Source organism: Meridianimaribacter flavus, from assembly GCF_004366715.1.
Classification (GTDB): Bacteria; Bacteroidota; Bacteroidia; order Flavobacteriales; family Flavobacteriaceae; genus Gaetbulibacter_B; species Gaetbulibacter_B jejuensis.
Genome location: NZ_SOQZ01000001.1, coordinates 860,312 through 885,883 on the forward strand (window position 1 = coordinate 860,312; position 25,572 = coordinate 885,883).

30 protein-coding genes and 1 other RNA gene are annotated in these 25,572 nt (G+C 32.5%); 9 read left to right on the plus strand and 22 right to left on the minus strand.

Annotated features, from left to right (window positions below; translation table 11 throughout):
* Positions 1 to 54 precede the first annotated feature (54 nt).
* Positions 55 to 813: a peroxide stress protein YaaA gene (gene yaaA / locus A8975_RS03845; protein WP_134198736.1), complete on the plus strand. Its 759-nt coding sequence runs from the start codon at positions 55 to 57 to the stop codon at positions 811 to 813.
* Here yaaA and A8975_RS03850 read toward each other — a convergent pair whose 3' ends face one another.
* Positions 814 to 945, minus strand: coding sequence for a 30S ribosomal protein THX (locus A8975_RS03850; RefSeq protein WP_129759151.1), 132 nt, complete (start codon positions 943 to 945; stop codon positions 814 to 816).
* 119 nt (positions 946 to 1,064) lie between these two features.
* On the opposite strand from A8975_RS03850, the gene A8975_RS03855 reads away from it, so the two are divergent.
* Both A8975_RS03855 and A8975_RS03860 read left to right on the plus strand, forming a co-directional pair.
* Positions 1,065 to 1,748 (plus strand): hypothetical protein, encoded by a 684-nt coding sequence (locus A8975_RS03855; RefSeq protein ID WP_134198737.1) that lies wholly within the window; start codon positions 1,065 to 1,067, stop codon positions 1,746 to 1,748.
* Complete coding sequence (locus A8975_RS03860; RefSeq protein ID WP_134198738.1) at positions 1,749 to 2,429, plus strand: uracil-DNA glycosylase family protein; 681 nt, start codon at positions 1,749 to 1,751, stop codon at positions 2,427 to 2,429.
* Between the two features lie 35 nt (positions 2,430 to 2,464).
* On the opposite strand, the gene A8975_RS03865 is transcribed toward A8975_RS03860, so the two are convergent.
* The 18 genes from A8975_RS03865 to A8975_RS03940 all read right to left on the minus strand — a co-directional run bounded on the left by A8975_RS03865 (position 2,465) and on the right by A8975_RS03940 (position 18,279).
* Positions 2,465 to 3,157: a phospholipase D family protein gene (locus A8975_RS03865; RefSeq protein ID WP_134198739.1), complete on the minus strand. Its 693-nt coding sequence runs from the start codon at positions 3,155 to 3,157 to the stop codon at positions 2,465 to 2,467.
* A 114-nt stretch (positions 3,158 to 3,271) separates the two neighbouring features.
* Entirely contained in the window at positions 3,272 to 3,856 is a 585-nt protein-coding gene (locus A8975_RS03870; protein WP_134198740.1) for a hypothetical protein, read from the minus strand.
* 166 nt (positions 3,857 to 4,022) lie between these two features.
* Entirely contained in the window at positions 4,023 to 4,964 is a 942-nt protein-coding gene (locus tag A8975_RS03875) for a toll/interleukin-1 receptor domain-containing protein (RefSeq protein ID WP_134198741.1), read from the minus strand.
* A gap of 139 nt (positions 4,965 to 5,103) precedes the next feature.
* The gene (locus tag A8975_RS03880) at positions 5,104 to 6,933 is read right to left on the minus strand and encodes a hypothetical protein (RefSeq protein ID WP_134198742.1); all 1,830 of its coding nucleotides are present in this window, start codon (positions 6,931 to 6,933) and stop codon (positions 5,104 to 5,106) included.
* 299 nt (positions 6,934 to 7,232) lie between these two features.
* Complete coding sequence (locus A8975_RS14510; protein WP_166667440.1) at positions 7,233 to 7,394, minus strand: hypothetical protein; 162 nt, start codon at positions 7,392 to 7,394, stop codon at positions 7,233 to 7,235.
* 124 nt (positions 7,395 to 7,518) lie between these two features.
* Positions 7,519 to 7,908 (minus strand): VOC family protein, encoded by a 390-nt coding sequence (locus A8975_RS03885; protein WP_131505854.1) that lies wholly within the window; start codon positions 7,906 to 7,908, stop codon positions 7,519 to 7,521.
* 40 nt (positions 7,909 to 7,948) lie between these two features.
* On the minus strand, positions 7,949 to 8,386 hold the full coding sequence (locus A8975_RS03890; protein WP_129759146.1) for a hypothetical protein: 438 nt from the start codon (positions 8,384 to 8,386) through the stop codon (positions 7,949 to 7,951).
* A 172-nt stretch (positions 8,387 to 8,558) separates the two neighbouring features.
* A complete protein-coding gene (locus A8975_RS03895) occupies positions 8,559 to 9,116 on the minus strand; it encodes a hypothetical protein (RefSeq protein WP_134198743.1) in 558 nt (185 codons plus the stop codon).
* 220 nt (positions 9,117 to 9,336) lie between these two features.
* A complete protein-coding gene (locus A8975_RS03900; protein WP_134198744.1) occupies positions 9,337 to 10,593 on the minus strand; it encodes an alpha/beta hydrolase-fold protein in 1,257 nt (418 codons plus the stop codon).
* A gap of 309 nt (positions 10,594 to 10,902) precedes the next feature.
* The gene (locus A8975_RS03905; protein WP_134198745.1) at positions 10,903 to 11,361 is read right to left on the minus strand and encodes a tRNA (cytidine(34)-2'-O)-methyltransferase; all 459 of its coding nucleotides are present in this window, start codon (positions 11,359 to 11,361) and stop codon (positions 10,903 to 10,905) included.
* 90 nt (positions 11,362 to 11,451) lie between these two features.
* A complete protein-coding gene (locus A8975_RS14515) occupies positions 11,452 to 11,595 on the minus strand; it encodes a hypothetical protein (protein WP_165353649.1) in 144 nt (47 codons plus the stop codon).
* 76 nt (positions 11,596 to 11,671) lie between these two features.
* Positions 11,672 to 12,436, minus strand: a complete 765-nt coding sequence (trpA, locus tag A8975_RS03910) for a tryptophan synthase subunit alpha (RefSeq protein ID WP_134198746.1) — start codon at positions 12,434 to 12,436, stop codon at positions 11,672 to 11,674.
* A 2-nt stretch (positions 12,437 to 12,438) separates the two neighbouring features.
* Positions 12,439 to 13,620, minus strand: a complete 1,182-nt coding sequence (gene trpB / locus A8975_RS03915; RefSeq protein ID WP_134198747.1) for a tryptophan synthase subunit beta — start codon at positions 13,618 to 13,620, stop codon at positions 12,439 to 12,441.
* 32 nt (positions 13,621 to 13,652) lie between these two features.
* A complete protein-coding gene (locus A8975_RS03920) occupies positions 13,653 to 14,303 on the minus strand; it encodes a phosphoribosylanthranilate isomerase (protein ID WP_134198748.1) in 651 nt (216 codons plus the stop codon).
* Positions 14,304 to 14,441: 138 nt separating this feature from the next.
* A complete protein-coding gene (gene trpC, locus A8975_RS03925; protein ID WP_134198749.1) occupies positions 14,442 to 15,224 on the minus strand; it encodes an indole-3-glycerol phosphate synthase TrpC in 783 nt (260 codons plus the stop codon).
* Entirely contained in the window at positions 15,224 to 16,216 is a 993-nt protein-coding gene (trpD, locus tag A8975_RS03930) for an anthranilate phosphoribosyltransferase (RefSeq protein WP_134198750.1), read from the minus strand. Before trpD ends, trpC begins: the two co-directional genes overlap by 1 nt.
* 90 nt (positions 16,217 to 16,306) lie before the next feature.
* Positions 16,307 to 16,873 carry an anthranilate synthase component II gene (locus tag A8975_RS03935; RefSeq protein WP_129759137.1) on the minus strand — a complete coding sequence of 189 codons (567 nt, stop codon included), beginning with the start codon at positions 16,871 to 16,873 and terminating at the stop codon, positions 16,307 to 16,309.
* A 2-nt stretch (positions 16,874 to 16,875) separates the two neighbouring features.
* Entirely contained in the window at positions 16,876 to 18,279 is a 1,404-nt protein-coding gene (locus A8975_RS03940; protein ID WP_131505846.1) for an anthranilate synthase component I family protein, read from the minus strand.
* A gap of 292 nt (positions 18,280 to 18,571) precedes the next feature.
* Here A8975_RS03940 and A8975_RS03945 point away from each other — a divergent pair, with 292 nt between their 5' ends.
* From A8975_RS03945 to A8975_RS03965, 5 genes are all read left to right on the plus strand, one after another.
* The gene (locus A8975_RS03945) at positions 18,572 to 19,093 is read left to right on the plus strand and encodes a TlpA family protein disulfide reductase (RefSeq protein ID WP_134198751.1); all 522 of its coding nucleotides are present in this window, start codon (positions 18,572 to 18,574) and stop codon (positions 19,091 to 19,093) included.
* An 11-nt stretch (positions 19,094 to 19,104) separates the two neighbouring features.
* The gene (locus A8975_RS03950; RefSeq protein ID WP_131505844.1) at positions 19,105 to 19,716 is read left to right on the plus strand and encodes a thioredoxin family protein; all 612 of its coding nucleotides are present in this window, start codon (positions 19,105 to 19,107) and stop codon (positions 19,714 to 19,716) included.
* A gap of 107 nt (positions 19,717 to 19,823) precedes the next feature.
* Positions 19,824 to 20,132 (plus strand): rhodanese-like domain-containing protein, encoded by a 309-nt coding sequence (locus A8975_RS03955; protein WP_134198752.1) that lies wholly within the window; start codon positions 19,824 to 19,826, stop codon positions 20,130 to 20,132.
* Positions 20,133 to 20,150: 18 nt separating this feature from the next.
* Entirely contained in the window at positions 20,151 to 20,549 is a 399-nt protein-coding gene (locus A8975_RS03960) for a rhodanese-like domain-containing protein (RefSeq protein ID WP_129759132.1), read from the plus strand.
* Between the two features lie 195 nt (positions 20,550 to 20,744).
* The gene (locus tag A8975_RS03965; RefSeq protein ID WP_134198753.1) at positions 20,745 to 22,763 is read left to right on the plus strand and encodes a protein-disulfide reductase DsbD family protein; all 2,019 of its coding nucleotides are present in this window, start codon (positions 20,745 to 20,747) and stop codon (positions 22,761 to 22,763) included.
* A 30-nt stretch (positions 22,764 to 22,793) separates the two neighbouring features.
* On the opposite strand, the gene ssrA is transcribed toward A8975_RS03965, so the two are convergent.
* Positions 22,794 to 23,189: a transfer-messenger RNA gene (gene ssrA / locus A8975_RS03970) on the minus strand.
* A gap of 140 nt (positions 23,190 to 23,329) precedes the next feature.
* Here ssrA and A8975_RS03975 point away from each other — a divergent pair.
* Positions 23,330 to 24,535 carry an NAD(P)-dependent oxidoreductase gene (locus tag A8975_RS03975; RefSeq protein ID WP_134198754.1) on the plus strand — a complete coding sequence of 402 codons (1,206 nt, stop codon included), beginning with the start codon at positions 23,330 to 23,332 and terminating at the stop codon, positions 24,533 to 24,535.
* Here A8975_RS03975 and A8975_RS03980 read toward each other — a convergent pair whose 3' ends face one another.
* Positions 24,536 to 25,198, minus strand: a complete 663-nt coding sequence (locus A8975_RS03980; RefSeq protein ID WP_134198755.1) for a DUF1361 domain-containing protein — start codon at positions 25,196 to 25,198, stop codon at positions 24,536 to 24,538. It lies immediately after the preceding gene.
* Complete coding sequence (locus A8975_RS03985) at positions 25,195 to 25,572, minus strand: DUF2809 domain-containing protein (RefSeq protein WP_134198756.1); 378 nt, start codon at positions 25,570 to 25,572, stop codon at positions 25,195 to 25,197. Before A8975_RS03985 ends, A8975_RS03980 begins: the two co-directional genes overlap by 4 nt.

Genomic DNA, 25,572 nt, shown 5'->3' on the forward strand with positions numbered 1-25,572 from the left:
AAAAGAACTATTGTTTAACTTTTAAAGAGATTCCTGCTTTCGCAGGAAATGATTATGAAACTCGTTTTATCACCAGCAAAATCTTTAGATTACGAAAGTAAACTTCCCACAACAAAAACTACTGAAGCTTGTTTTTTAAACGAAGCTGAACGCCTTAATAAATTACTTAAAAAGAAGTCGGCTAAAAGTTTGTCAAAGCTTATGAATATCTCTGATAATCTTGGGCAATTAAACTACGAACGTAATCAGGACTGGAGTTTACCATTTACTCAAGACAATGCAAGACAAGCTGTGTATGCTTTTAGTGGTGATGTGTATAGAGGCTTAGACGCTTACACTATTGAAAGTAGTAAGTTAGACACTTTGGAAGACACAGTTCGCATTATTTCTGGACTCTATGGTGTTTTAAAACCATTGGATTTAATTCAACCTTACCGTTTAGAAATGGGAACTAAATTTCCGGTAGGAAAAAACAAAAACTTATACGAGTTCTGGAAAAAGAAAGTTACTCAAGCACTCAATGACGAGCTGCAAGACGATGAGGTGTTCTTAAATTTAGCGAGTAACGAGTATTTTAAAGCTATTGATACCAAAGCATTAAAGGTTCCTGTAATTACTGCCAGTTTTAAGGATTTAAAAAATGGCGAATACAAAACCATCATGACTTTTGCTAAACTTGCCAGAGGTTATATGACACGATACATTGTAGATACCAATGCCAAAACCATTGACGACCTTAAAGGGTTTAACTACGAAGGTTATGGCTTTAGCGAAAGCATGTCTACTAAAAACGACTTGGTATTTATAAGATAATCAGGCCTTAGCTTTTTTATCAATATTTATTTTTTGCTCAGTAGTTGGACGTTTTTTTATTTTTTGACGTCTAACACCTGAAGACCCTCTGTGTATTTTTCCGCGTCGTGTTTTTTTATCACCTTTTCCCATGTTTATTATTATTGGTTACTACAGTAAAATACAAATTTTTTATACTTTAGTCAAGCAATCGATAATCCTCTCAATTCTATATGGTTTACTATTTAATATTGGCTATTCAATTTTTTTGTGTGTATCACGTTTTCAAACATAAAAATGAATATTACTGGGTGTTTCTTATCATTTTTGTTCCAGTAATAGGTTGTGCAGTTTATTTAATTAGTAATGTTTATAATAAAAGAGATGCCGAAAAAGTAGCTAGTGATATTACGTCTATTATCAACCCAACAAAAAAAGTTAGGGATTTAGAAAGCAAACTTCAATTTTCTGATACTTATCAAAATAGATTAAATTTAGCTGATGCTTATTTTGAAATATCTGATTACTCAAATGCTAGTCTACATTATGAACAGTTGCTTGAAGACAAATCGCAAAGCAACGTATTTGTAAAAAAGAAGCTTTTAGAAAGTTATTACTACGCACAAGAGTATGAAAAAGCAATTGAGATTGCTGAAACAATAAAAGACCACCAAGAGTTTGTTAATACCATTTCGCAATTTACTTACGGATTATGTCTTGAAAAGCTTAACAGATTTGATGAAGCTGAAACCAATATGAAAGTAATAAACCAACGTTATTCCCATTACAACGAGCGCTTGGTATTGGCCGAATTTTTATTGAGTCAACAAAAAAATGATGATGCTTACGATATTTTAAATGATATTAACGCAGAGTCACAACACATGACCAAACCTAACCGAAGAATTTACAGGGCAACCATAAATAAAGTTAAGGACTACTTAAACAAAGCATAGTTGTTTTTTCATAAACATCCATACCAACCTTTTATTCAAAATGACACTACAAAGTTAATTGTAGGCACATTACCACCACCAAGATTTTCAACAGGTGAGTTGCTAGAAAAAGATGTAGACTTTTGTTACGGCAGCTATTACAATAGCTTGTGGTTGTTTATTGATAAAATTCATAATTTGAATTTACGATACGATAATTCACAAGAGGCTATTGAAGAACGTAAACGCTTTTTAATACAGCATAAAATAGGTGTTTGTGATATTGTTGAAAGTGCAGAACGTGACAAAATTGATGCTTCCGATTTAGGAATGACTAACATTGTGTTGCGAGATCTTATTGGTTACATTAAGCAATACCCAACTATTGATACCTTACTGTTTACAGGTGGGAACAGTAAAAATGGACCAGAATATTTTTTTAGAAAACACATTAAAGACTATAATATTAAGTTGAAAGTGGTGTCTAACGAAGTTCCAAGAATACACGAGTTTGTTATTCCGATAGAAGGGAAGAAACCTACTGAAGCTACTCGAAAAATAAAAACCGTGTCCTTGACTTCTGGGTCAGGAGCAGCAAATATTTCAATAAGTAGATTGCCATTGTATAAACAGTTAAAAGCTAAAAATCCTGATTTTAATACTTTTGATTTTAGGGTTATGCAGTATAGTGAGTTTTTTTAGGTAGAATAACTCTTTTGTATAAATTATTACAATAATTAATCTGCAAGTTTAATTAACTCTTTTTCTAAGAATTCATATTTTTCTTTCCCAAGTTGCGTTGATCTTAATATTGCAGTTTTATCTTGGTATAACTCATAGTCTTTAAAATCAACCAATTCCCTAGATTTGTTACATAGAAACTCATACAATGTTTGGTTATCAATTTTAGAGTGTTTAAATCTATATTTATAGCTTAAGTCAGAATACAATTTCCCCATTGAATAATCAATTGTGCTCTCAATTATCTCGCTAAATTTTTTGTTTAACTCAAAGGTACCTGACTCAAGAATAACACGAACTTCATTTAGTGTGTCCTTGAATTCTTCTATATCATAATCGCAATCTATTTTTACACCAATTTCATGGTTGTTAATTTGAGAATATTCATAAAGATTCATAGATGAGATTAGTGCAGTTTCCTCGTTTATATAAATTTTAGAGTGTAAATTTTTAATTGAAAAAATATTTATATTATTAAATGTTTTTAACCACTTGGAATCATTATATTTTAATTCATTTTCTCTGTGTAAAATATAAACTTGATCTACACTTTTAAAAGCGTCAGATAATCGTACTTTAAGTCTTTGATTTAGTTTGAAATATGGAGAGACTATAATTAAGAAGTTCTCAGCATTTTTAAGGATATTTTCTATCTCAAATGAAATTTCAGTGGTGCCAATTACTTTCAATAGTGTTTTATTTAGGGTTTTTAAGTTAAGCGTAAGAGTATTTTAGATGGACTAATAGTTTATAGGGATTAAAGATAGTGTTTTTATAGTCATACATTGTTGTAAACAATTTTTTTATCCATCATAGCCAAAATGTACATTATAGCATTCGACTTCTTCTGATTTAATTTCTTTAAAAACCTCTTTTTCTAAATCAATAACCCAAGATTTTAATATTTTTTTATAGTATTCAACATCCTCATCTTCAACAAGGCTGAAAATAATTTCTTTTTTTGAATTTTTAATTAATTTACAAGAAGTTAAAGCAATATAGTTTTCAGAGTTTTTGCTGGTAAAAGTAACTTCATCTAAAATCGAATAGTTAGGCCTTGTCGATGAGTTCTTGATTATTTTTTTCAAAATCAGAACTTTTATATTGCCTTTCTGTAAATAAACTAAAGCTTTGTCAGACCTATCGAGGACTTCTCCGCTTACTTTTTCAAACTCTTTGTATTTTTCCAATTCTGTAATGTTTCGAAAAGTAACATTTTCAGAATTCTTTTTTGAGGTTGAATTGTTGTCAGATTTGGGTTCAGTTTCTGAATTGTTTTTGTCAAGTTCAATTTTTGAATCAGTATTTCTTTCTTGTGATTTCTTTTCTTGTTGACAACTAAAAGTCAAAAAAAGAATTAAAACTAAAATGCTTTTTATTGTTTTCATAAATTACTTACAACGTGTTTGTATATGGAAAGTTGCTTGTTTGTGTGCGAAATATTACAATTACACACCAAACTGAATATCCGCAAGAACTTCTAGGAGTAGGCGAGAACCTGTCAGACGACTGATAGACAAGCAATTACTTATAGCTATTGTTGGGTACAGTTTTTTAAAATGGTAAATCGTCATAATCTTCTTCTTTAGCTTTTTCAAATGATTTTAGGCTTAATCCATCCAATTTATATTTCCATGCTATTTCATTAAAATGACTTAGAAATCTAGTTTCTTTGAGGTTTTCGTTATCTATTATTTTGTCTTGTAAATGTTCAACTTTCTCTTTCGGTAAATCTTTAATTTTTTTTAGTGCTTTTAGTCTTTCAATTCCTTGATTAGCAGTATTTGAAAGTAAAATTAATTCAACAAGAGTATTCAAATATTTTCCTTTTGTCTTTTCGTTTCTAGATATAATTTCAAATATTCCTTCTGCGACTTGACCTACGTTTTTTCCGATTGCTTGAAATCCTTGGTATTTTCCAATAAACCCATAAGGGTCAAGTCCTCTTCGAATAGGTATAATTAGTACGTTTCTACCAACAGCAACTCCGACTTCTTGGTCAGTCCAACTACTTTCTTTAAATCCTTCCATTAATACAGCACAAAAAGCATCCATTGAAAATAGTCCTTTTTCTATTTCGTCCTGCCACTGTTTTGTGGGTTCAATATCTTCGTGTGCTACAAATGATGAAATTCCATATTTTTCCAATTCTGCTTTTAGAATTCCAATTGTTTTTTTAAAACTTGCTAAATGACTGATGAAAAGTTTAAAATGCCCAGGTTTCCAAAATGTTGCTTCAGCTTCCTTTACTTTAAGAGGAATTGAAGAAACAGATTCGTGTTTAATTCCTAATTCAGATGCAATTTCTAATACAATATTATCTTCTACTTTCGGTAAAACTTCTTTAACATAAACGTATTTACTGTTATAACTTGGTTGGTGGTCAGTTGGTATTCCGTAACTTTCAAAATAGCCATCAATTTCGTTGAACTTCATTCTCTCTTGAAGTTCTCTTCCGATTTTATCTATTAATTCTATTTTTTGCAGTTTTTTCATCGAATGTATTACAACTAGTTATAATAGCTAAATATATAAAAACCTATTATTTATATCCTAAATAATAGGTTTTATCTAACTTTTTATGGGTATATACCAAGTTACTTTACAGTGAAGTTTTAAATAGTATATCTTATTGCTAATTATTTTGTTTTAATTTCATTTTAGCAATTCTAACCAAATGCTGTTTAATAGGGTTTTTCATATTAGCCATACAATAGTCAAAAAGACTTTTGTTGGTATTTATTAAAGTTTCATAAGCAATAAAATTATCTACATAGTAGATTTCTTCTAAAACAGCTAAAAATTTAGGAAATAGTTTGGTGCCTTCAGGATAGTGATTTTTTAACACTACACCCAAATCGGTAATGTGTTGTGCGGCAGCAGTAGGGTCAACACTGTAGGCTTCAAGATAGCCTTGGGCAAAAGAGGTTAGCCCATAGTTGCTATAGTCTTTTTTAGGGTAAGTTATTTTTGTAGTATTGGTTTTACTGGTGTTGTTAGTAGTGTTGCTAGCAGTTGTAGTACTTTTTGTATTGGAGGTGGTTGGTGTGCTATTGGTAGTAGTGTTGCTTTTTAGTACATCGGCAGAAGGGTTAAACAAACGCGCTTTGTAAACATGCTTTTCTAGAGCCTTATTGTACTCTGGAAATACATAGGTTGTAGCACCATCTACCGAAACCACTAAGTTAAGCGATGTGGTGTTACCTAAAGTGCCAACCATAGCGTATTTACCACGTACATACTCGCCATTTTCAAAAAGGTATACGTTCTTTTTATCTTCTGCTGGAATATACCACAAATCGTTAATCGCTGTACCAGGAACAGCGACTACTTTTTCGTTGGTAACCGTAGGCATATTTAAAAAAGCATAGGCCTTATTTGCGGTTTTATTTGTGCCTATAAAAGCACCAAGGCCTTTAATATAGTTTATAAAGTTCCAGTCTTTTAATTCGCCTTCGTCACCTCGTTCTAGAGCTTTTACTTTAAGACCGTTAAACAAGAGTACATTTTCGGCACCTGTACTTAGTATTTCTACCGGAATTTTCTGGTCTTTTTTGTATGTGCCAAGATAGGCATTGCGAGCAATGTAATAGGTTTTTGAAAGGGGATCGTAAAACACAAAATCATTTATAAATCTTGAAAACAGCATTTTCTTAAACTCTTTTCCATTAATAAAAACTATCGGAACAAGGCGTGCATTGGCAACAGCTCCGTTGGTAAGATCTGTCATTTGTACCGTTAGAGCTTGTAAACCCTTTTCATATTCGTTATGGTAAATAATGCTTCTGGTAGATGGAGGTGCTACTTTACCGTCAAATTTATTTAGAAGCGGTTGTTTTGTTTCGGCATCTAGTATCGTGCGAATTATCCAATTACCTTGCGCATCATACTCATACGTATATATAGTGGCAGGAAATCCTTGGGTGTGTGCATATACTTCGAGGCCATTTTTGTAGCGTATTTCTCGTACTACAATTTCTCCATCTTTGTGTGTGCGTATTTCGTTTACGGTACACTTAGTGCCATCTTGTGTATAGGAGTATGTTATAGTACTAATATTATTTTTAGGATTGGTATACGTGGTTTTTACGACTCTGTTTTTTGAGTCGTACTCAAAGACTCGGTAGGGACTGTTATCTTGTTTTTCTTCAAGTAGTTTGCCTTTGTTATCATATACATATTGATAGGTGCTATATCTATCTTTAAAGTAAACAACCCTCCCTTGGTTATCACGACGTATTTCAAATTCAGCATTATAAGGAAACCATTGCCCATCTTTGGTGTAGTAATCTGATATGCTTTCTTGAAAAACAGCACCTTTTAAGTTTTGATATTGCAAACTGCTTCCTCTAGGTATAGGGTTTTTAGGCGCATGAATCCAGTCAACATGTTGGGCAAAACCTGAATAGGTAGTTAATGTAATGACTAAAAGTAGTAATGATAGTTTGGTGTTGAAATTTTTCATCTAGCTGTAAGTTACAGCTACAATGTTATTTCAAAATGAACTATAAAAAAATACGTCAACTGTCGTATTTTTGTTTTGCTTACTACTGTATTTCACTAATCAAAGCTTATAAATAGTACGTGTTGTAAATGTTGTAAGTAGGATTATAAGGTTTTTTTAATAGAACTAATGTCGGTGTTTGGGAACTCTAATGAATTTTATCATTAAGGGTTCCTTTATATCAAGAAGGTTATTATTCAATTTAGTTGAATGCTAATAGGAAGCCAATTGATATAAGTAAGAGCGAAGTGAATTTATAATTAATCTAAAAGTCCGCTATGAAGATGATCTCCATTCTTAGCATTAGGCTTCACAACTTTTCGATTTCCTAAAAAAATTGACTTTACAATTTCTGTTCCTTCCATATCTAAAACTTTAGAGGTGTCTTTTTCCTTTTGGTTTTCTTTATTGTTGTTTTTCATTATCTGGTTTTTAGTTGTTTGGTAGTGGTTTTTGCTGTGTGAGTACATTCATTTATAAATATAAATTTAGCAAAAACACGTCGAATTTTGATGGAAATTTTATGAGCAAAAAATATTGTATTTGTTATTTAACATCATTATTAATTTCTATCCAATATCCATTTGGGTCTTTAAAGTAAATCTGTTTGATTCCATCTTTTCGCACATAAATTGTATTCGGATTGTCTTTCCAATCAAAAAATTCAATTTTTAAGTTCTTTAGATTATCAATTAAGGCGTCTAAATTAGATGTAGATAAAGCAAAATGTACAGCTTTATTTATTTTTATTTCTGAATTTGGACGAGGAATAAGATGAAGCTGTTTGCCTTCATTTAATGATAGCCATCTCGTTTCAGAATTAGAAGCCGTATTTTCAATTTCTTTAAGTTGAAGCACGTTTTGATAAAACTGAACAGACTCGTCTACATCTTTTACTGAAAGCGCTATATGATTAAATGAAAAGGTGTGTGTCATTATCTTATTAATTCTTCATTAAGTTGTTAGTAAATGTTTATTATAGGTAATTAAAGAATAACTCAACAAAAACACCAAGAACAACACTTAATATTGCAGTTAAATTAGATAAAGGTTTTAATTTAAATGTGTTTGCAAATGCAAGCCATAAACACAGCAGCGCACAAATTGATAAAATTATTGTTCCGTATAAAGGTACTATGCTATTGAAAAGACCTATTAGATTAAAAATAGGGTCTAGCAAAGCAGTAAACCCAAAAAGGGCTAAAGTAAAGTTTGTCTTTTTATGTCCTATAAATAGGTAATAACTCGCAGCTAAAAGCTCAACACTAATAGCCAAAGGACCAAATTGGTTATAGTATTCTCTTTTAAAATACGCTTCTAATCCTTGAGGAAATTCAATTTTTGATATAAAAGCAACACTTAAAGAAATCCCAACAATCAAAAGTGATAATGCAATAATTTTTCTTTTTTTCATAAGGTCTTTCTAAATGTTTTACAATGGTTTGGCTATGAGAGTTATGTAATTTAGTAAATAAAAACCGAATAGAAAATCTGTGAGTTTAGTCGTTTCGAAATTTGGGGTAGACGAGAATCTATTTGCGGATAGGCAAGCAAGTAGTTATTAAAGGTCATTGTGAGCTACTGCTTTAGTGTTTGTTTTCAGTTTGCAATAACTCTTTTAAAGGTCTTCTTAGTTTTTTATAGTCCTCTGGCATTTGAAGAAATGGCTCAATGGTAAAAGTAATTGTGTTTTTTGCATTGAAAACCCAATAGTTTCCTTTTAATTTTCCGTCATCAGTCTTAATATTATCCAGAGGAATATTGTTAATTGAAAATTCATTTTTTTCTTCACTATACCAAATTCCTAATGCTTCTAAATCTTTTTCTTTAATATAATTGAGTGTTAAATGTGGTTGGATTACATTGTTGATAGTTTTTAAATTAAAGCTTTTAACAGGAAAATTATTTAATTCTTTTGACCAAGCTGTGTTTTTTCTTTTCACATCAAGAATTTTATTCCACTGTTCCAGTACTAGTGTACTATCCTTTTTTGTCTGTATAACTGTAAATAAACCTTCTTGGATAATTTCAATTTTTTTATTTTGAGGGTATATAGTTATGGTGGTTTTCTCAGAAGCTATTCTACCATCTTCAATTCCAAAAAAAGAAGCCAATGCAAAGAATAATATTTTTATTTGTTCCATTTATCGTTCGGTTTTTTAATTAGCGGTCAAGTTTAGCGACTATGAGTAGTTGCTTGTTTAAGCAACTAATTTAGAAATACAAGCTGAATAGAAAATCTGTGAGTCTAGTCGTTTCGAAATTTAGAAATAGCAGGCTGAAGACTAGCATTAAATTATGTAAGCGGCTGGTGCCTAAACCGTTTCCTGATTTGTATGGCTTATATATATTGTTAGTCTTTGTTTATTTTTTATTTAGAGCTTCAATTCTTTCTTTATAGTAATCGTCACCACTCATTTCATAAGCCTTTTTTAAGTATTTTAAGGCATTCTCTTTGTCATTTTGAGATTCATAATACTCAGCCATCGAATCATAAGCATTTGCACTTGTTGGATTGTATTTAATATTCATTTCAAAAAACATTAATGCCTTCTTAGGTTGACCCATTTGCATATTCATGTAGCCATAACCATTTAGCATTTCGTCTATCATAGGTGCAGTAGGAACACCAAAATGTTCAGTATAGATTTGTTCCTGCTCCTTCAATAGCGAAACCAATTCTTCTATTGGTGTTTGTGGATTATTATATTTTTGAGGAGATTTAAACTGATACCATTCAAAAAGAAAAATCAACCCATCTCTTATAGATGGTAACGGAACTGTACCATGTAAATCTTCATTATAAACCTTCCATGAAAAATTTAATCCATTCTGTTTTTGAGATTTAGCAAAATTTGAAAACTCAATGATTGAACGCGCAAACAAAGTAAATTCTGAAGAGTCATCCATAATATTCTCCATGGTTATGTCTTCATTCCACATATGTAGCTGCTCTGCTGCTAAAGACACAAAGAGAGATTTGCCTTCATAACTTTCTGTACTCAATTTTGCTTTTGCTTCCTTCAATAATTTTTGGTCGTCCCAATCCAAACTTGGATCTATAGCTATATAATTTTGAAAGAGATGTTTATGATTAACCAACATATTTAAAGTAAACAAACCAGCATAAGAATGCCCAATTAAGGTACGATAAGGAATGGTTGGATACTTATTATCAATATGTGGTATGAGTTCCTTTTCCATAAATTTAGTAAAGGTTTCTGCACCCCCAGTTTCACGATCAAATGCGCTACCACGTCTCATTTTTATTTGTGAAGTAGTTAAATCTCTTGTTCGGTTGTTGCGATTAGAAATCCCAACAAGTATCATGTGTGGAAGGTAATGTCCCCAATAATTATCATAAACAGTTTCTAAAGTGCTTTCTAGTGAAAATCCGTCCATTAAATAAATAACAGCATATTTTTCGTCACTATCTGGTTGAAAATTATCTGGTAATCTTACCCAAAAGTCACGGCTTTCTCCTAAAGTTTTAGAAAATATGGAATCTACTATTCGGTTTTGAAATTGCGCTGTTTGGGACTCAGCTGTTTGTGCAATTGCACCTTGATTTACTATTAAAGGAGATGCAATAAATACTAATAAGTAGAGGTAATACTTCATTATTTTGGTTTGAATTTAAATGCTAATAAATACATACGCTAAACTAAATGTTTACTTTGATTATTTGTTGTTGGTAATAAAGGCTAACGTGTTTGTATAAGATTAGTTACTTGGTTTAGGATGTAATTTAGCAAATTTTCATAAGTAGGCTATAATTGGCAATTAATTTATACTTTGTTATGTGCTGGGTTTTTTCTTTTCTGACATTTTATTTATTATTTCAGTTATTTTTTCACTTCCGATTATTACACTTCACAGAATTTAAATTCGTTCCTACTATCAATTTATGATAAAAACAGCAAGTGTGTTTTATTTAGAGCCTAATTGTCTTAAGCCTTCATAAACCACTACGCTAACCGCATTGGCTAGGTTTAAACTGCGTATGTGCTTGCTATACAATGGAATTTTAAATAGTGAGTCTTCATTGTTTTGGGTGATGTGTTTAGGGAGTCCAACTGACTCTTTTCCAAAAACCAAAAACAAGTCGTCTTTAAAAGGAATGTCCCAATATTGTTGCTTGCCATGACTAGACAAATACACCATGTTTGCAGTTTTGTTTTTAGTGAAAAAATCGTCAATGTCATCATAATAAACAATATCCAAGTGTTGCCAGTAGTCTAATCCTGCACGTTTTAATCGACTGTCATCTATTTCAAAACCAAAAGGTTTTACCAAGTGCAATGTAGAGCCAGTAGCTAATGCTAACCTACCAATATTACCTGTGTTGTTTGGAATTTCAGGTTCTATAAGAACAATATTTAAAGACATTAAAATGATTTTTTTTGAACTGTATAAATATAAAATAACCTATTCTTAATCGAATAGGCTATTTGTACTTTTTATAAAAAACTACAACAATTAGTTTTTGTTTTGTTGTTTCTTTATAGTGCTTTCATCAATATCAAACTGGTTGGTGTTTTGGTTAACATCGCCAGTTGGATTTAACGGATTGCTTTGTTTTTTCTTTGGTTTAAATTTTCTTTTGTCTTCAATAATTCCCATAATTCATTTGATGTTTTTATCGTTCATCAATAATATAAGAAATTGAAGTCAAAATTCTATTAAAATTATCTTAAAATCAGCTAATTATAGATTTTATAAAGTTTGGGATTGTACTAATGCCGTTTTGGTTTAAATGCTTTATAAACGCACTGCCAATAATAGCACCTTTAGCATAAGTGGTTGCTTGCGTAAATGTTTCACTATTACTTATTCCAAACCCAACAATTTGAGGGTTTTTAAGGACCATGTCATTTATGCGTTTAAAATAGTTTAATTGCTCATCACCAAATCCTGTTTTTGCTCCTGTCGTACTTGCGCTACTAACCATATAAATAAATCCATTAGACACCGAATCGATGTAACGAATGCGTTCATCACTAGTTTGAGGTGTGATTAAAAACACGTTTGTTAGTCCGTATTTTTCAAAAGTAGCTTGATATTCTTCATGATAAACATCCACAGGAAGATCTGGAATAATTAATCCATCAATGCCAATTTCATGACATTTCTTACAGAAGTTTTCCACGCCATATTGAAGCATTGGATTGAAATAACCCATAATAATTAGTGGAATAGAAACCGTTTTTCTAATATCTTTTAACTGATTAAAAAGTACTTCGGTAGTCATTCCGTTTTTTAACGCTTGGGTAGAACTTGCTTGTATGGTTGGTCCATCAGCTAAAGGATCGCTAAACGGTAAACCAATTTCAATCATATCTACACCACTGTTTTCAAGCGATTCAATAATAGAAACTGTATCGTTAAGGCTTGGATATCCTGCTGTAAAGTATATGGATAGTAACTTTTTGTCTTCGTTTAGTTTATGTTGAATTCTATTCATCATTATAAATTAAAATGCTTAATATAGGTTTCTAAATCTTTGTCACCACGACCAGACAAACTCACAACAACAATAGCATCAGGTTTAAAGGTCTTTTGTTCAAAAACAGCCAAAGCGTGAGAGCTTTCAATAGCAGGAATAATACCTTCCAGCTTACAAAGTTCTAAACCTGCATTCATTGCTTGGTCGTCTGTTATGGCAATAAACTCAGCACGACCAGAAGCATACAAATGTGCATGCATTGGTCCAACTCCTGGATAATCCAGTCCAGCCGAAATAGAATAAGGCTCAGTAATTTGACCATCGTTGGTTTGCATAAGTAGGGTTTTGCTTCCGTGGATAATTCCCATTTTACCTAATACTGAAGTTGCAGCGCTTTCGCCAGAATTTACACCATGACCAGCAGCTTCTACAGCTATAAGATTCACATTTTCATCATCTAAAAAATGATAATAAGCACCAGCAGCATTACTGCCACCACCAACACAAGCAATAACATGGTCAGGTGTTTCTGTGTCTTCGTGTGTTTTTAGTTGTGATTTTATTTCCTCTGAAACCACACTTTGAAATCTTGCCACCATATCAGGATAAGGGTGTGGACCAACCACACTACCAATTATATAGTGTGTATTTACAGGATTGCTAATCCAGTCTCTTATGGCTTCATTTGTAGCATCTTTTAAGGTTTTGCTTCCTGAAGTTGCAGGAACAACTGTAGCACCAAGCATTTTCATTCTGGCAACATTAGGCGCTTGTCGAGCAATATCAATTTCTCCCATGTACACAATACATTCCAATCCCATTAATGCGCAAACTGTTGCAGTTGCAACACCATGTTGTCCTGCTCCAGTTTCGGCAATAATTCGGGTTTTGCCAAGGCGTTTTGCCATAAGAATTTGGCCAATAGTATTATTGATTTTATGCGCTCCTGTATGGTTAAGGTCTTCGCGTTTGAGGTAAATTTTAGTATTGTATTTTTCTGAAAGTCGCTTAGCAAAATAGAGTGGTGAAGGACGACCAACGTAGTCTTTTAAAAGCTGATTGAACTCTGCTTTAAAATCGGGTTCGTTCATTACTTTAAGATAGTTTTGTCGTAACTCTTCTACATTTGGATATAGCATCTCAGGTATGAATGCGCCTCCAAATTCTCCGTAATAGCCTTTTTCGTTTACATTATAACTCATAGTTGTTTTTTTTTGGTCATGCTGTGTCGAGCTCAGAATGACAAATCAGTTTTAAATGTTGCTAGTTCTTCTAAATTTTTTAAGCCTGCTTCTATCTCGAACTTGCTATTAACATCAAGCGCATAGCAGTATTTAGATTTTGGACTCCCTAGGAATGATTTAATATTTTCGGTTTCGTTTAAACTAATACCACCACTTAAAAAATACGGTTTTTGTGATGGATAATTGCTTAATACTTCCCAGTTGAAGGTGTAACCATTACCTCCTGGTAATTGCCCTTTAGTATCAAAAAGAAAGTAATTGCAAACTGCTTCGTAGGGTTTTAAAACGTCAAAATTAAATTCGTTTTTTATTGAAAATACTTTAATGATTTCAATAGTATTGTCATTTGGTTCTCGACTGCGCTCGAACTGATATTTAATTTCATTGCAAAAATCAGCAGATTCATTTCCATGAAGCTGTATAGCGTTAAGCTTGTGTGTTTTTACTTTTGATAAAATATAATCTATTTCAGCATCTACAAAAACACCTACTTTTTTTATTGCTTTCGGAAGTTCAGGGATGTTACCATCAAAATATCTTTTGGATTGCTTATAGAAAATAAAACCAAGATAGTCAGGTTGCAAGTTGGCAACTTGAGTAATGTTATCTTGATATTTCATTCCGCATATTTTGAGTTTCATGGTAAATGTCATTCTGAATTTGATTTATCTTTTTGTTGCTTATGATGGATTCCGCATCAAGTGCGGAATGAAAAGTTGAACTTTTGATAGGTTAGTTTTGTTTTCCATTTGAGTAAGGGTTCTCCTCCTTTGGAGGAGTTAGAGGAGGCTTTTAATAAATTCTTTAGCGTTTGCTCCAGGATTATTAGTTTTCATAAAGTTTTCGCCAATTAAAAACCCTTGATAACCATAGGTTTTAAGTGTTTGTATAGACTGAATGTCACTTATGCCACTTTCTGAAACTTTTACAAACTCGTCAGGGATTTTAGTGCTAAGAGTTTTACTAGTGTCTAAACTTACTTCAAAAGTCTTAAGGTTGCGGTTATTTACACCTATCATATCAAGACTAGGCATTATTGATTTTTGCAATTCATCTTCATTATGAACTTCTAACAGTACATCTAAGTTTAGGCTTTTTGCTAATTGAGAAAATTGTTTAATCTCTTCTTTGGTTAAAATGGCAGCAATAAGTAAAATTACATCTGCACCATAAGATTTAGCTTCAATAATTTGATATTCGTCAATAATAAACTCTTTTCTTAAAAGTGGTAGGTTGCAGCTAGCTCTAGCCACTATTAAATCGTCAAGAGAACCACCAAAATATTTTCCATCGGTTAGTACAGACATTCCGCAAACACCAGCATTTTCATAACCAGTTGCGACATCTTGTACATTTAAACCATTGTTGATAATTGATTTTGAAGGTGAGCGACGTTTGTGTTCAGCAATAATACCTGAAGAGCTGTTTTTTAGTTTTTCGGATAACGAAATCGTTGCTCTGTTAAACAGTTGCGAGCTTTCTAGTTGTTGTGTGCTTATCAAGGCTTTTTTTAAATCAACCTCTTTACGTTTGTCAAATACTATTTTATCGAGTATATTCATTACTTGCTCAGTTCTACTAATTTGTCAAAACTTTTCTTTGCTTTACCACTCATAAGTGACTTTTTAGCTTCGCTAAACGCCTCTTGAATGGTGTTGTTTTTTACTGTTGAAATAGCAATAGCTGCATTGGCGCAAACCACATTGTTTTGGGCTTCAGTACCTTGACCAAGAAGTACATGGGTGAATATTTTTGCCGATGTTTTTACAGAATCGCCACCATGTATTGCATCTTGATGCAATTTTTCAACTCCAAAATCTTTTGGGTTAACAACAACATCTCCTTTGTTGCTTGACAGTTTTGATGCTCCTGTTAAAGAAATTTCGTCATAACCATCTAAAGCATGTACAATGCTGTAATTTTTATCAGTGTTTTGGTACAGATAACTATATTGTCTCAACAGCTCCAAACTAAATACACCAACCATTTGGTTTTTTGGAAACGACGGATTTACCATTGGCCCAAGCATATTAAAAAATGTTTTTACACCAAGTTCGCGTCGTATTGGAGCAACGTGTTTCATTGCAGGATGAAATAATGGTGCATGAAGCACACAAATACCAGCTTTATCTAAACAGGTTTTTAAAAAGTCGATATCGTTACTAAATTTTACACCTAAAAACTCAAGTACATTTGAAGAGCCGCAAGCCGAAGATACACCATAGTTACCATGTTTTGAAACGTGAACTCCAGCTCCTGCAGTAACAAACGATGCTAGAGTGGAAATGTTAAATGTGTCTTTTCCGTCACCACCTGTTCCGCATAAATCAATAGCGTTAAAGTCATTTAAATCTACAGGAATACAAAGGTCTAAAAGCGCATCTCTAAAGCCCAATAACTCTTGGGTTGTAATACTTCGCATCATATATACAGTTAAAAAAGAGGCAATCTGACTTTGGTTGTACTCTCCTTTAGAAATGTTAACCAAAACATTTTTAGCTTCTTCAGTAGAAATGCTTTCTTGGTTTATTAATCGGTTTAAAATGGTTTTCATATTTGGATATTCTGTCCTGAAATGTCAATGCGTTCAGGATTTTATAGTTTTATTTTTAATAGATGATGAATTAATAGAAAAACGACAATATTAACTTTTAACCCAGTTTTCTAACATTTGCTTTCCGTTAGGTGTTAAAACAGATTCTGGATGAAACTGAACACCTCTTACATCATACACTTTATGTCTTAAAGACATCACTTGTCCGTTGTCGTCAAAAGATGTGGCTTCTAAAACATCAGGAAGCTTTTCATCTACAACCCAAGAGTGGTAGCGACCAACAGCAATGGTTTTGTCCATGTTTTTAAAAAGAATTTCATCATCTGCAGTAATATTTACCTGAGTAGAAACGCCATGGTATACACTTTTAAGATTGATGAGTTTGCCTCCAAAAACTTCACCTATAGCTTGTTGACCCAAGCAAACACCTAGAATGCTTTTTGATGCAGCATAGGTTTCAATAATAGGTTTTAATAAACCAGCTTCATCAGGAATTCCAGGTCCTGGAGATAATACAATTTTGTCAAACGCTTTTACGAAATCCAACTCTAGTTGGTCGTTGCGTTTTACAGTCACTTCACAATCTAAATCCTCAAGATAATGCACAAGGTTGTAAGTAAAACTGTCGTAATTATCAATGACTAATATTTTTTTCATGGCTATAAGTTTTCAGCGAGTTCAATGGCTCTTGTAAGTGCGCCTAATTTGTTATATACTTCTTGTAATTCATTTTCAGGATTTGATTTTGAGACCAATCCAGCTCCTGCTTGCCAATGCAGCGTATGGTTTTTACTTAAAAAAGTCCTAATCATAATGGCATGATTAAAGTTGCCTTCAAAATCCATAAACCCGATGGCTCCACCATAAAAGTCGCGACTTGTTTTTTCGTATGTTTCAATAAGTTGCATTGCTTTATGTTTTGGAGCTCCACTTAAAGTTCCTGCAGGAAAAGTGTCAGCTACCACTTGCATAGTTGTGGTTTTGTCGTGTTTGTTACCAGAAACTTTACTTACCAAATGAATAACATGAGAGAAAAACTGAACCTCTCTGTAGGTGTCAACCTTTACATTGTTTCCGTGTCTACTCAAATCGTTACGCGCTAAATCTACGAGCATAACATGTTCTGAGTTTTCTTTGATGTCTTCAGAAAGTTGCTTAGCTAGTTCAGCATCTTTTTCATCGCTTCCTGTGCGTTTAAAAGTGCCTGCTATTGGGTGAATTTCAGCTTTTCCATTGTTTACAATCAATTGTGCTTCTGGCGAACTTCCGAAGATTTTAAAATCACCATAATCAAAGTAAAATAGGTAAGGAGAAGGGTTGATGCTACGTAAGGCTCTATATACATTAAACTCGTCACCTTTAAAGTTTTGAGAGAATTTTTTTGAAAGTACTAATTGAAACACATCACCTCTAGCACAATGTTTTTTTGCAAGTTCTACATGCTCTTTGTACTCATTGTCAGTAAGGTTTGATTTAGTTTCACCATCAGTTGAAAAATTAAAAACGGCAAAGTTTTTAGATTTTATAAGCTGATGAATATCGTCAATATTGTTTTCGGTATCAAAGCAATGTGCAAAAATATAGGCTACGTTTTTATGGTGGTTAATAGCAATGATATTTTGATACACAGCATAGTAAATATCTGGAATGTCCAGATGGTCTTCTTTTTTTGAAATTTTAATATCTTCAAAGTAGCGAACAGCATCATAAGCCATATATCCAAAAATGCCATTGTTGATAAACTTAAATTCCTTATCAGAATCTACTTTAAAACGCTGTGTGAATTTGTGAATTTTTTCAGTGACATTAACATCATCTTTTATCTTGTTGATAATGCTGCTGCCATCAGGAAACTGTTCGGTAATGGTTTCATTTTTTACTTCAATAGAAGCAATTGGGTTACAGCAGATGTATGAAAAACTATTATCGTTTGCATGGTAGTCGCTACTTTCAAGTAAGATACTATTGGGAAACTTGTCGCGTACTTTAAGGTAGATACTAACAGGAGTAATTGTGTCGGCAAGAATTTTTTTATAATGTGTGTAAAGGCTAAAGGTTTTCATTGGTAAATAAATTAAAAAAGGCTTGTCGTGAATGACAAGCCTTTTTGATATTTTTAGTTTTAAATATATTAATAGGGTTAGTTCACGAAAATTGAGTTTCGAGACATCCACCACCAAGTATTATTTAAAATTGTATTCATGTTTTTGTTTGTTGGGTCAAATATAGAAATGAAAATTATTTTTTCAAATTATTTGTAGAAATATTTGTGTGGGAGCATTTTAATTTAAATTAAGCCCTATAAAGTTTTGTTAAAGATTAAAGGTTTTTCAGTGTTATGCTTACTTTTATAATATGAAATATACACTGTTAATACTAACAATGATCTTGTGTTTTTCCTGTAAAGAGGAAAAAAAAGATGCTATTGCCGAAGCACAAATTGAAACTCCTAATACCTTAGAGTTAGAAGTTCATGATTTTAATGGTATAAAAAAATATCTAACAGCTACTGATGATAAAACCTATGTAGTTAACTTTTGGGCAACGTGGTGCGCTCCTTGTGTTAAAGAGTTGCCTTATTTTGAAACATTAAATTCTGAATATAAAGCTAAAGATGTTGAGGTGATATTGATAAGTTTAGATTTTCCTTCTAAATATGAATCAAAACTTAAACCTTTTATAGTTGATAAGAAATTACAATCTAAAGTTGTGGCGCTTGACGATGCTGATGCTAACTCTTGGATTCCTAAGGTAGATGAAAGCTGGACAGGAGCAATTCCTGCTACAGTAATTTTCAATAAAAATAAACGCAAGTTCTACGAAAAATCGTTTACTTATGACGAGCTAGAAACCGAATTAAAACAATTTTTAAACTAAAACAAAACACTATGAAAACATTAAAACTAGTATTTGCTTTTGTAGCTATGTTATCACTTTCAGCATTCACAACTGTGGGTGATGGCCATGGTTATCATGTTGGTGACATTGCAACAGATTTTAAACTTGAAAATATTGATGGTAAAATGGTGTCTTTAGCAGATTATAAAGATGCTAAAGGATTCATTGTAATATTTACATGCAATACTTGCCCTTATGCTGTTGCTTACGAGGACAGAATTATTGAATTAGACAAAAAATATGCTGATAAAGGTTATCCTGTTATAGCTATTATGCCAAATAATACCGATGTTAAACCTGGAGATAATATGGAAGCTATGCAAGCCAGAGCAAAATCAAAAGGGTTTACATTTCCTTATTTAATTGACGAAGGACAAAAAATCTATCCTCAATATGGAGCGACAAAAACACCACATGTATATGTGCTACAAAAAACTGCAAAAGGGAATCAGGTAAAGTACATTGGAGCTATTGACGATAACTATAAAGACGCAAGTCAAGTAAATACTACCTACGTTGAAAATGCTGTTGATGCATTATTAAAAGGAAAAGAAATTAAAGAAACACAAACAAGAGCTATAGGATGCTCAATTAAAGTGTAAATAAATACATTTTAAAGCTTAAATTAAAATCCAATTGTAACAGATTGGATTTTTTTTCGTCTATATCATAAAGAAAAGTTAAATTTGTTATAATCAAAAACTAAAAAATGGCAGATTTAACACAAGAAGAATGGGCAAAACAACTATCAGCGGATACTAATGCTGTGGTTTTGGACGTTAGAACACAAGACGAAGTTGATGAAGGTATAATACCTAATGCAGTGCATATTGATATTTATGGAGGTCAAGAATTTATTTCAAAAGTAGAAGAACTTGACAAAACCAAAAACTATTATGTGTATTGTCGATCTGGAAACAGAAGCGGTCAAGCTTGTGCTATAATGAATCAATTAGGTTTTGATAATGCTTATAATCTTGTTGGAGGTATTACCGAGTGGGAAGGTGATATAGTATAACTTTAAATTGTATTAAAAATGAAACAGGTATTAATTGTGTTGACTTTAATGTTAACATTTACAGTGACAAGCTGTAAAGACGATTCGCAAAGCGATGTTAAACTGGTATCACCAGAAGAAATGCAAACACTTTTAGAATTAGAAGATGTGCAATTAATAGATGTTAGAACACCTGAAGAATTTAAAGAAGGTAACATACCTACTGCTCAAAATATAGATTACAACTCACCAACTTTTGATGAGGATATCACAAAGCTAGACAAAACAAAACCAGTAATATTGTATTGTAAGTCTGGAGGAAGAAGCGCAAAATGCGCAAAAAAAATGGAGGAAGCTGGCTTTGTTAAAGTATATGATCTCGATGGAGGCATTTCTAAATGGCAGCATGAAGGCTACGAAGTAGAAATCAAATCTTAATTCACCAAACCGAACATTACGTTCGGTTTTTTTATATCTAAATTTTATTAGTAAAATTTTAACGTCTTTATCAGTTAGTGGTTTGTTAGTATCAAATTGAAGCGTCGACTAAGCAGATTTAAGAAAGCTTTATAATATAATTCTAACACAAGTGTTACATTTGTTAATTCTAACTACTAGACTAATTTTTAAAGAATGAAGAACATCGTTTTAAGTTGTTTGATGCTCATTATGCCTATTGTTGCATCCCAAGCACAAATTTTAGAACCAGTAAAATGGTCAACCTCAGTTGAAAAAATTTCTGATACCGAATATAATTTAGTATCCATTGCCACCATAGATAAAGGTTGGCATTTATATTCCCAAAATGTGCCAGATGATGGTCCAATACCAACAACATTTACTTATACAGAAGATGGTTTTCAGTTGTTAGAAAACACTAAGGAAGAAGAAGGACATACTGTTGATGATCCTGTGTTTGAAATGAAAATTAAATTTTTTGAAAACAAAGCAGAGTTTAAGCAACGTGTCAAAGTGTTAAATAACGAACTCTCTATCGTAAAAGGAGAAGTAGAGTTTATGGTGTGCGACGATGCCAGATGTTTACCGCCAAGTTATGTCGATTTAGAGTTTAACTTGTCAAATTCAGAAAGTGTTTCTAGTAATAGTGGAAAAGAAGAAACGGTTCAAAATATTTTTGAAATACCTAAAGACAAAGAAGAAGTAAAGCAAGAAAACACTATTTCTAAAACTTCATCTAAACCTGAAAATGAAGAGCAAAAAGGACTTTTTACAATTTTTATTGTTGCTTTTTTATCAGGTTTCCTTGCATTATTAACACCTTGTGTGTTCCCTATGATACCAATGACGGTAAGTTTCTTTATTAAACAAAGCAAATCAAAGTCTAAAGGAATTAGAAATGCAGTAATTTATGGATTGTCTATAGTTGTAATCTATGTGCTTTTAGGAACTATTATCACAGCTATTTTTGGAGCTGATGCTTTAAATGCGCTAGCAACTAATGTATGGTTTAACGTTATTTTCTTTTTATTACTAATTGTATTTGCACTATCCTTTTTAGGAGCTTTTGAAATTGTGTTACCGAATTCTTGGGCAAATAAAGTAGATAGACAAGCAGATAAAGGAGGTATAATAGGTATCTTTTTTATGGCTTTAGCATTAGCAATTGTGTCTTTTTCTTGCACAGGACCAATTGTAGGAACATTATTGGTTGAAGCAGCTTCTAAAGGAGGTTTAGCTCCAGTGATTGGGATGTTAGGGTTTTCATTAGCTATTGCATTACCATTTGCTTTGTTTGCTGCATTCCCAGGATGGTTAAATTCTCTGCCAAAATCAGGAGGATGGTTAAATACTGTAAAAGTTGTATTAGGATTCTTAGAGTTAGCCTTAGCATTTAAATTTTTATCGCAAGCCGATTTGGTATTACAACTACATTTGTTAGAACGTGAAGTATTTATAGCTATTTGGATAGCTGTATTTGGGATGCTTTCACTGTACCTGTTCGGAAAAATTCAATTGCCACATGACTCACCTTTAAAATATATTTCAGTTGGTAGACTTTGTCTAGGCTTAGTAACATTGTCGTTTACAATTTATATGATACCAGGACTTTGGGGAGCACCACTTAATTTAATAAGTGCGTTTCCGCCTCCATTAGATTATAGCGAGTCACCTTATGGAGTTGGTAACTCTAAAACAGGAGGTACAGCTATGTCAAGTGATCATAACGACTTGCCTGAAGGCGCACATTTATTGGCTCCACATCAAATATTAGCATTCAATGATTATGACAAAGGCTTAGCCTATGCAAAAAAAGTAGGAAAACCAGTTATGATTGATTTTACAGGTTGGGCTTGTGTAAATTGTCGCAAAATGGAGCAAAATGTATGGGTAAAAGATAAAGTGCTAAATGTTTTAAAAAATGACATTGTTCTTATATCCTTGTATGTTGATGATAAACGTCCTTTACCTGAAGATGAAGTCGTAGAATCACAATTAAGACCTGGTAAAAAACTCAAATATATTGGGCAAAAATGGAGCGAGTTCCAAACCATAAAGTATAAAACCAATACACAGCCTTTTTATGTGTTGATGGGTCATGATGAAGAAAACCTTATTGACCCTGTGGGTTACACTCCCAATGTTGATGAATATTACAATTGGTTAAAAACAGGATTAGATAATTTTAAATAATAATAAAAACCGCTTAAATAAGCGGTTTTTTTGTGGAGTCGGAGGGACTCGAACCCTCGTCCAAACAAGCTATTAAAGGGCTTTCTACACGTTTAGTCTGTTATTGTTTTTTCGATTGTAAGCTGGCAAAAGACAGCCTACTTACAACTTAGCTTTTGTATCTCGAAAGTGCATCAAAGCGCTACACTATCTTAGTTAATCTTTACGATGCCTCTAATTAGAACGCCATTAACCAAGGCTTTCAGGAGACATTTAGCTTTCCTACCTTGTAGGACGAGGCCTGATCTTACTATGATTCAGATTAAGCAGCTAAAGCGTAGTTATTCTCGCCGTTTAAAAAGTTGACCTAGCCTTTTACGTGTATCATGGTCGTTACACGACGTGCTTACCGTTTAATGAGTCTCGCTGTCAAAACCAGTCGACCCCTTTATTGTCTTAAAAAGACAGTTTGCAAAGTTATTAAAAAGTTTGTATAACCCTACTTTTACTCTTATTTTCGTACAAATTTTATACCAATATTATAATTGACCAAAACTGTCAGTTATCATCATAACATACTTATTTATATGAAATTCGCAATCATTAAAGAACGTAAAAATCCACCTGATAGACGTGTTGTATTTTCACCAGAAAAACTAGCTGAGGCAAAGTCTTTGTTTTCAAAATCAGAATTTAAGGTAGAGTCTTCAGATATTAGAGTTTTTCCTGATAAGGATTATGCCTCAAAAGGGTTTGATGTGTCTCAAGACGTGTCTGATTGTGATGTGATGATAGGTGTAAAAGAAGTGCCTATTGAGGCTTTAATTCCTAATAAAAAATACTTTTTCTTTTCGCATACCATAAAAAAACAACCTTATAATAGAAAATTGCTTAAAGCTATTTTAGAGAAAAATATAGAGCTTTATGACCATGAAACTATTGTTAGAGAAGATAATGCACGTTTAATTGGTTTTGGACGTTATGCAGGTTTGGTAGGTGCTTACAACGGTTTTAGAGCTTTGGGCTTAAGAGACAATTTATTTGATTTACCAAAAGTTGAAACCCTTGCCGATTTAGATGAAGTCAAAGCAGAGTTGGATAAAATTACAATTCCTAATATAAAAATATTGCTGTCTGGTACAGGTAAAGTAGCTTATGGTGCTAAAGAAATTTTAGACCATTTGGGTATTAAACAAGTTAGTGATGCATTGTATTTAACTTCAGAGTTTACTGAGCCAGTTTACTGTATGGTTGATGTTATGGAGTATAATAAACGTAAAGATGGTAAGGTTGGTGATAAATATGAGTTTTACAACGATCCATCAGGATATGAAAGTAATTTTATGCCTTATGCTAAGCAAACCGATTACTTTATTGCTGGACATTTTTATGGTAACAATGCACCATTTTTATTCACAAGAGAAGATGCTAAAGATAAAGCGTTTAGAATTAACCTAGTTGCTGATGTGTCTTGCGATATTGATGGACCAGTGGCTTCAACCATTAGGCCTTCTACTATTGCAGATCCGTTTTACGGTTATAATCCGCAAACCGAAAAAGAAGTAGCTTATAACGCTGAAGGTGCAATAACAGTAATGGCAGTTGATAACTTACCTTGTGAGTTGCCTAAAGATGCAAGTGAAGGTTTTGGTGATATGTTTTTAGAACATGTGATACCTGCATTTTACAACAACGATGCTGATGGTGTATTGCAACGTGCAAAAATTACTGAAAATGGTCAATTGACTGAGCGTTTTAAATACCTTCAGGATTATGTTGATGGTTTGGAATAGTTAAATAACGGTTGCTTTTTCTTTTAAAACTTTCAGCATCCAATAAGAAATCGCTAAAAAACTACCAAAGGTTATTGTAAATACCCAAGCTTCAATATTGGGTTTAAAAATGATTTCAAAAATATCAGTAAATATTGCAGAAGGTTGATGTATGATTTCCCATGAATTATAGCGTAAAAATCTACCAAGATAAATGCCAAGTGCAGTAAGACCGAAAAGTAATAACAGTATTGATGTAATGTACTTTTTGTTGATATACTGATGCAATAGTTTTTCCATATCAGATAAAGACAAAAAGAAAAGCATTAAACCGTTGTAAGCAAATGAGGTAACTAGTAACACGTCTAGCCACAGCATTGGGTTTGAGCTTATTTTTAGGTGCAATAAATCGGTAACAATATAAGGTGCGTTTGGTAAAAAGAGCAACCAAACTAAAAACCAAAATACGAACACAAGTTTTTTAGGTTTAGAAATACTGCTTAAATAGGTTGTGATACCATACGGAATGATAGCTAAAAAGAGATTCCATACTAAAAATAGGAAGAAGAAGGAATGCGTTATTTTAGCTCGAATCATTAACAAAACAATGCTTAACGCTAACGAAGCTGTAAGTATTAAAATAAGTTTGAAACGATTGAATAGTAAGCTTTTTATGGTGTTCATGATTTTGATGTTTTTAAATGTTCAATGCATAAAATGGTTAAGACTCCAAGAGTGTAGGCTATTAAATCACTAATGTGAAACGTACTACCAAGTATGAGTTTTGCAAGGTGACTGTCTCTTAAGTTTAAGACATCCAACAAATTGAAGAGCTGCAAAAATTCAATATTAAAAGCAAAAAGTAATACACCAACTGCAGCAGCAAGTGGCTTTATGTTACTAAAACTTTTAATACATGTATACATTAAAATAACTACCAAATAATCGCCAAAAGTGTGACGAATAAAACCTTCTTTTAAAAAGATAGCAATAGCAATTTCAACTACTAGAAGTAAGGTGAAAAACGCAAAGTATGTTTTGTTAAATTTTAGTGTCAT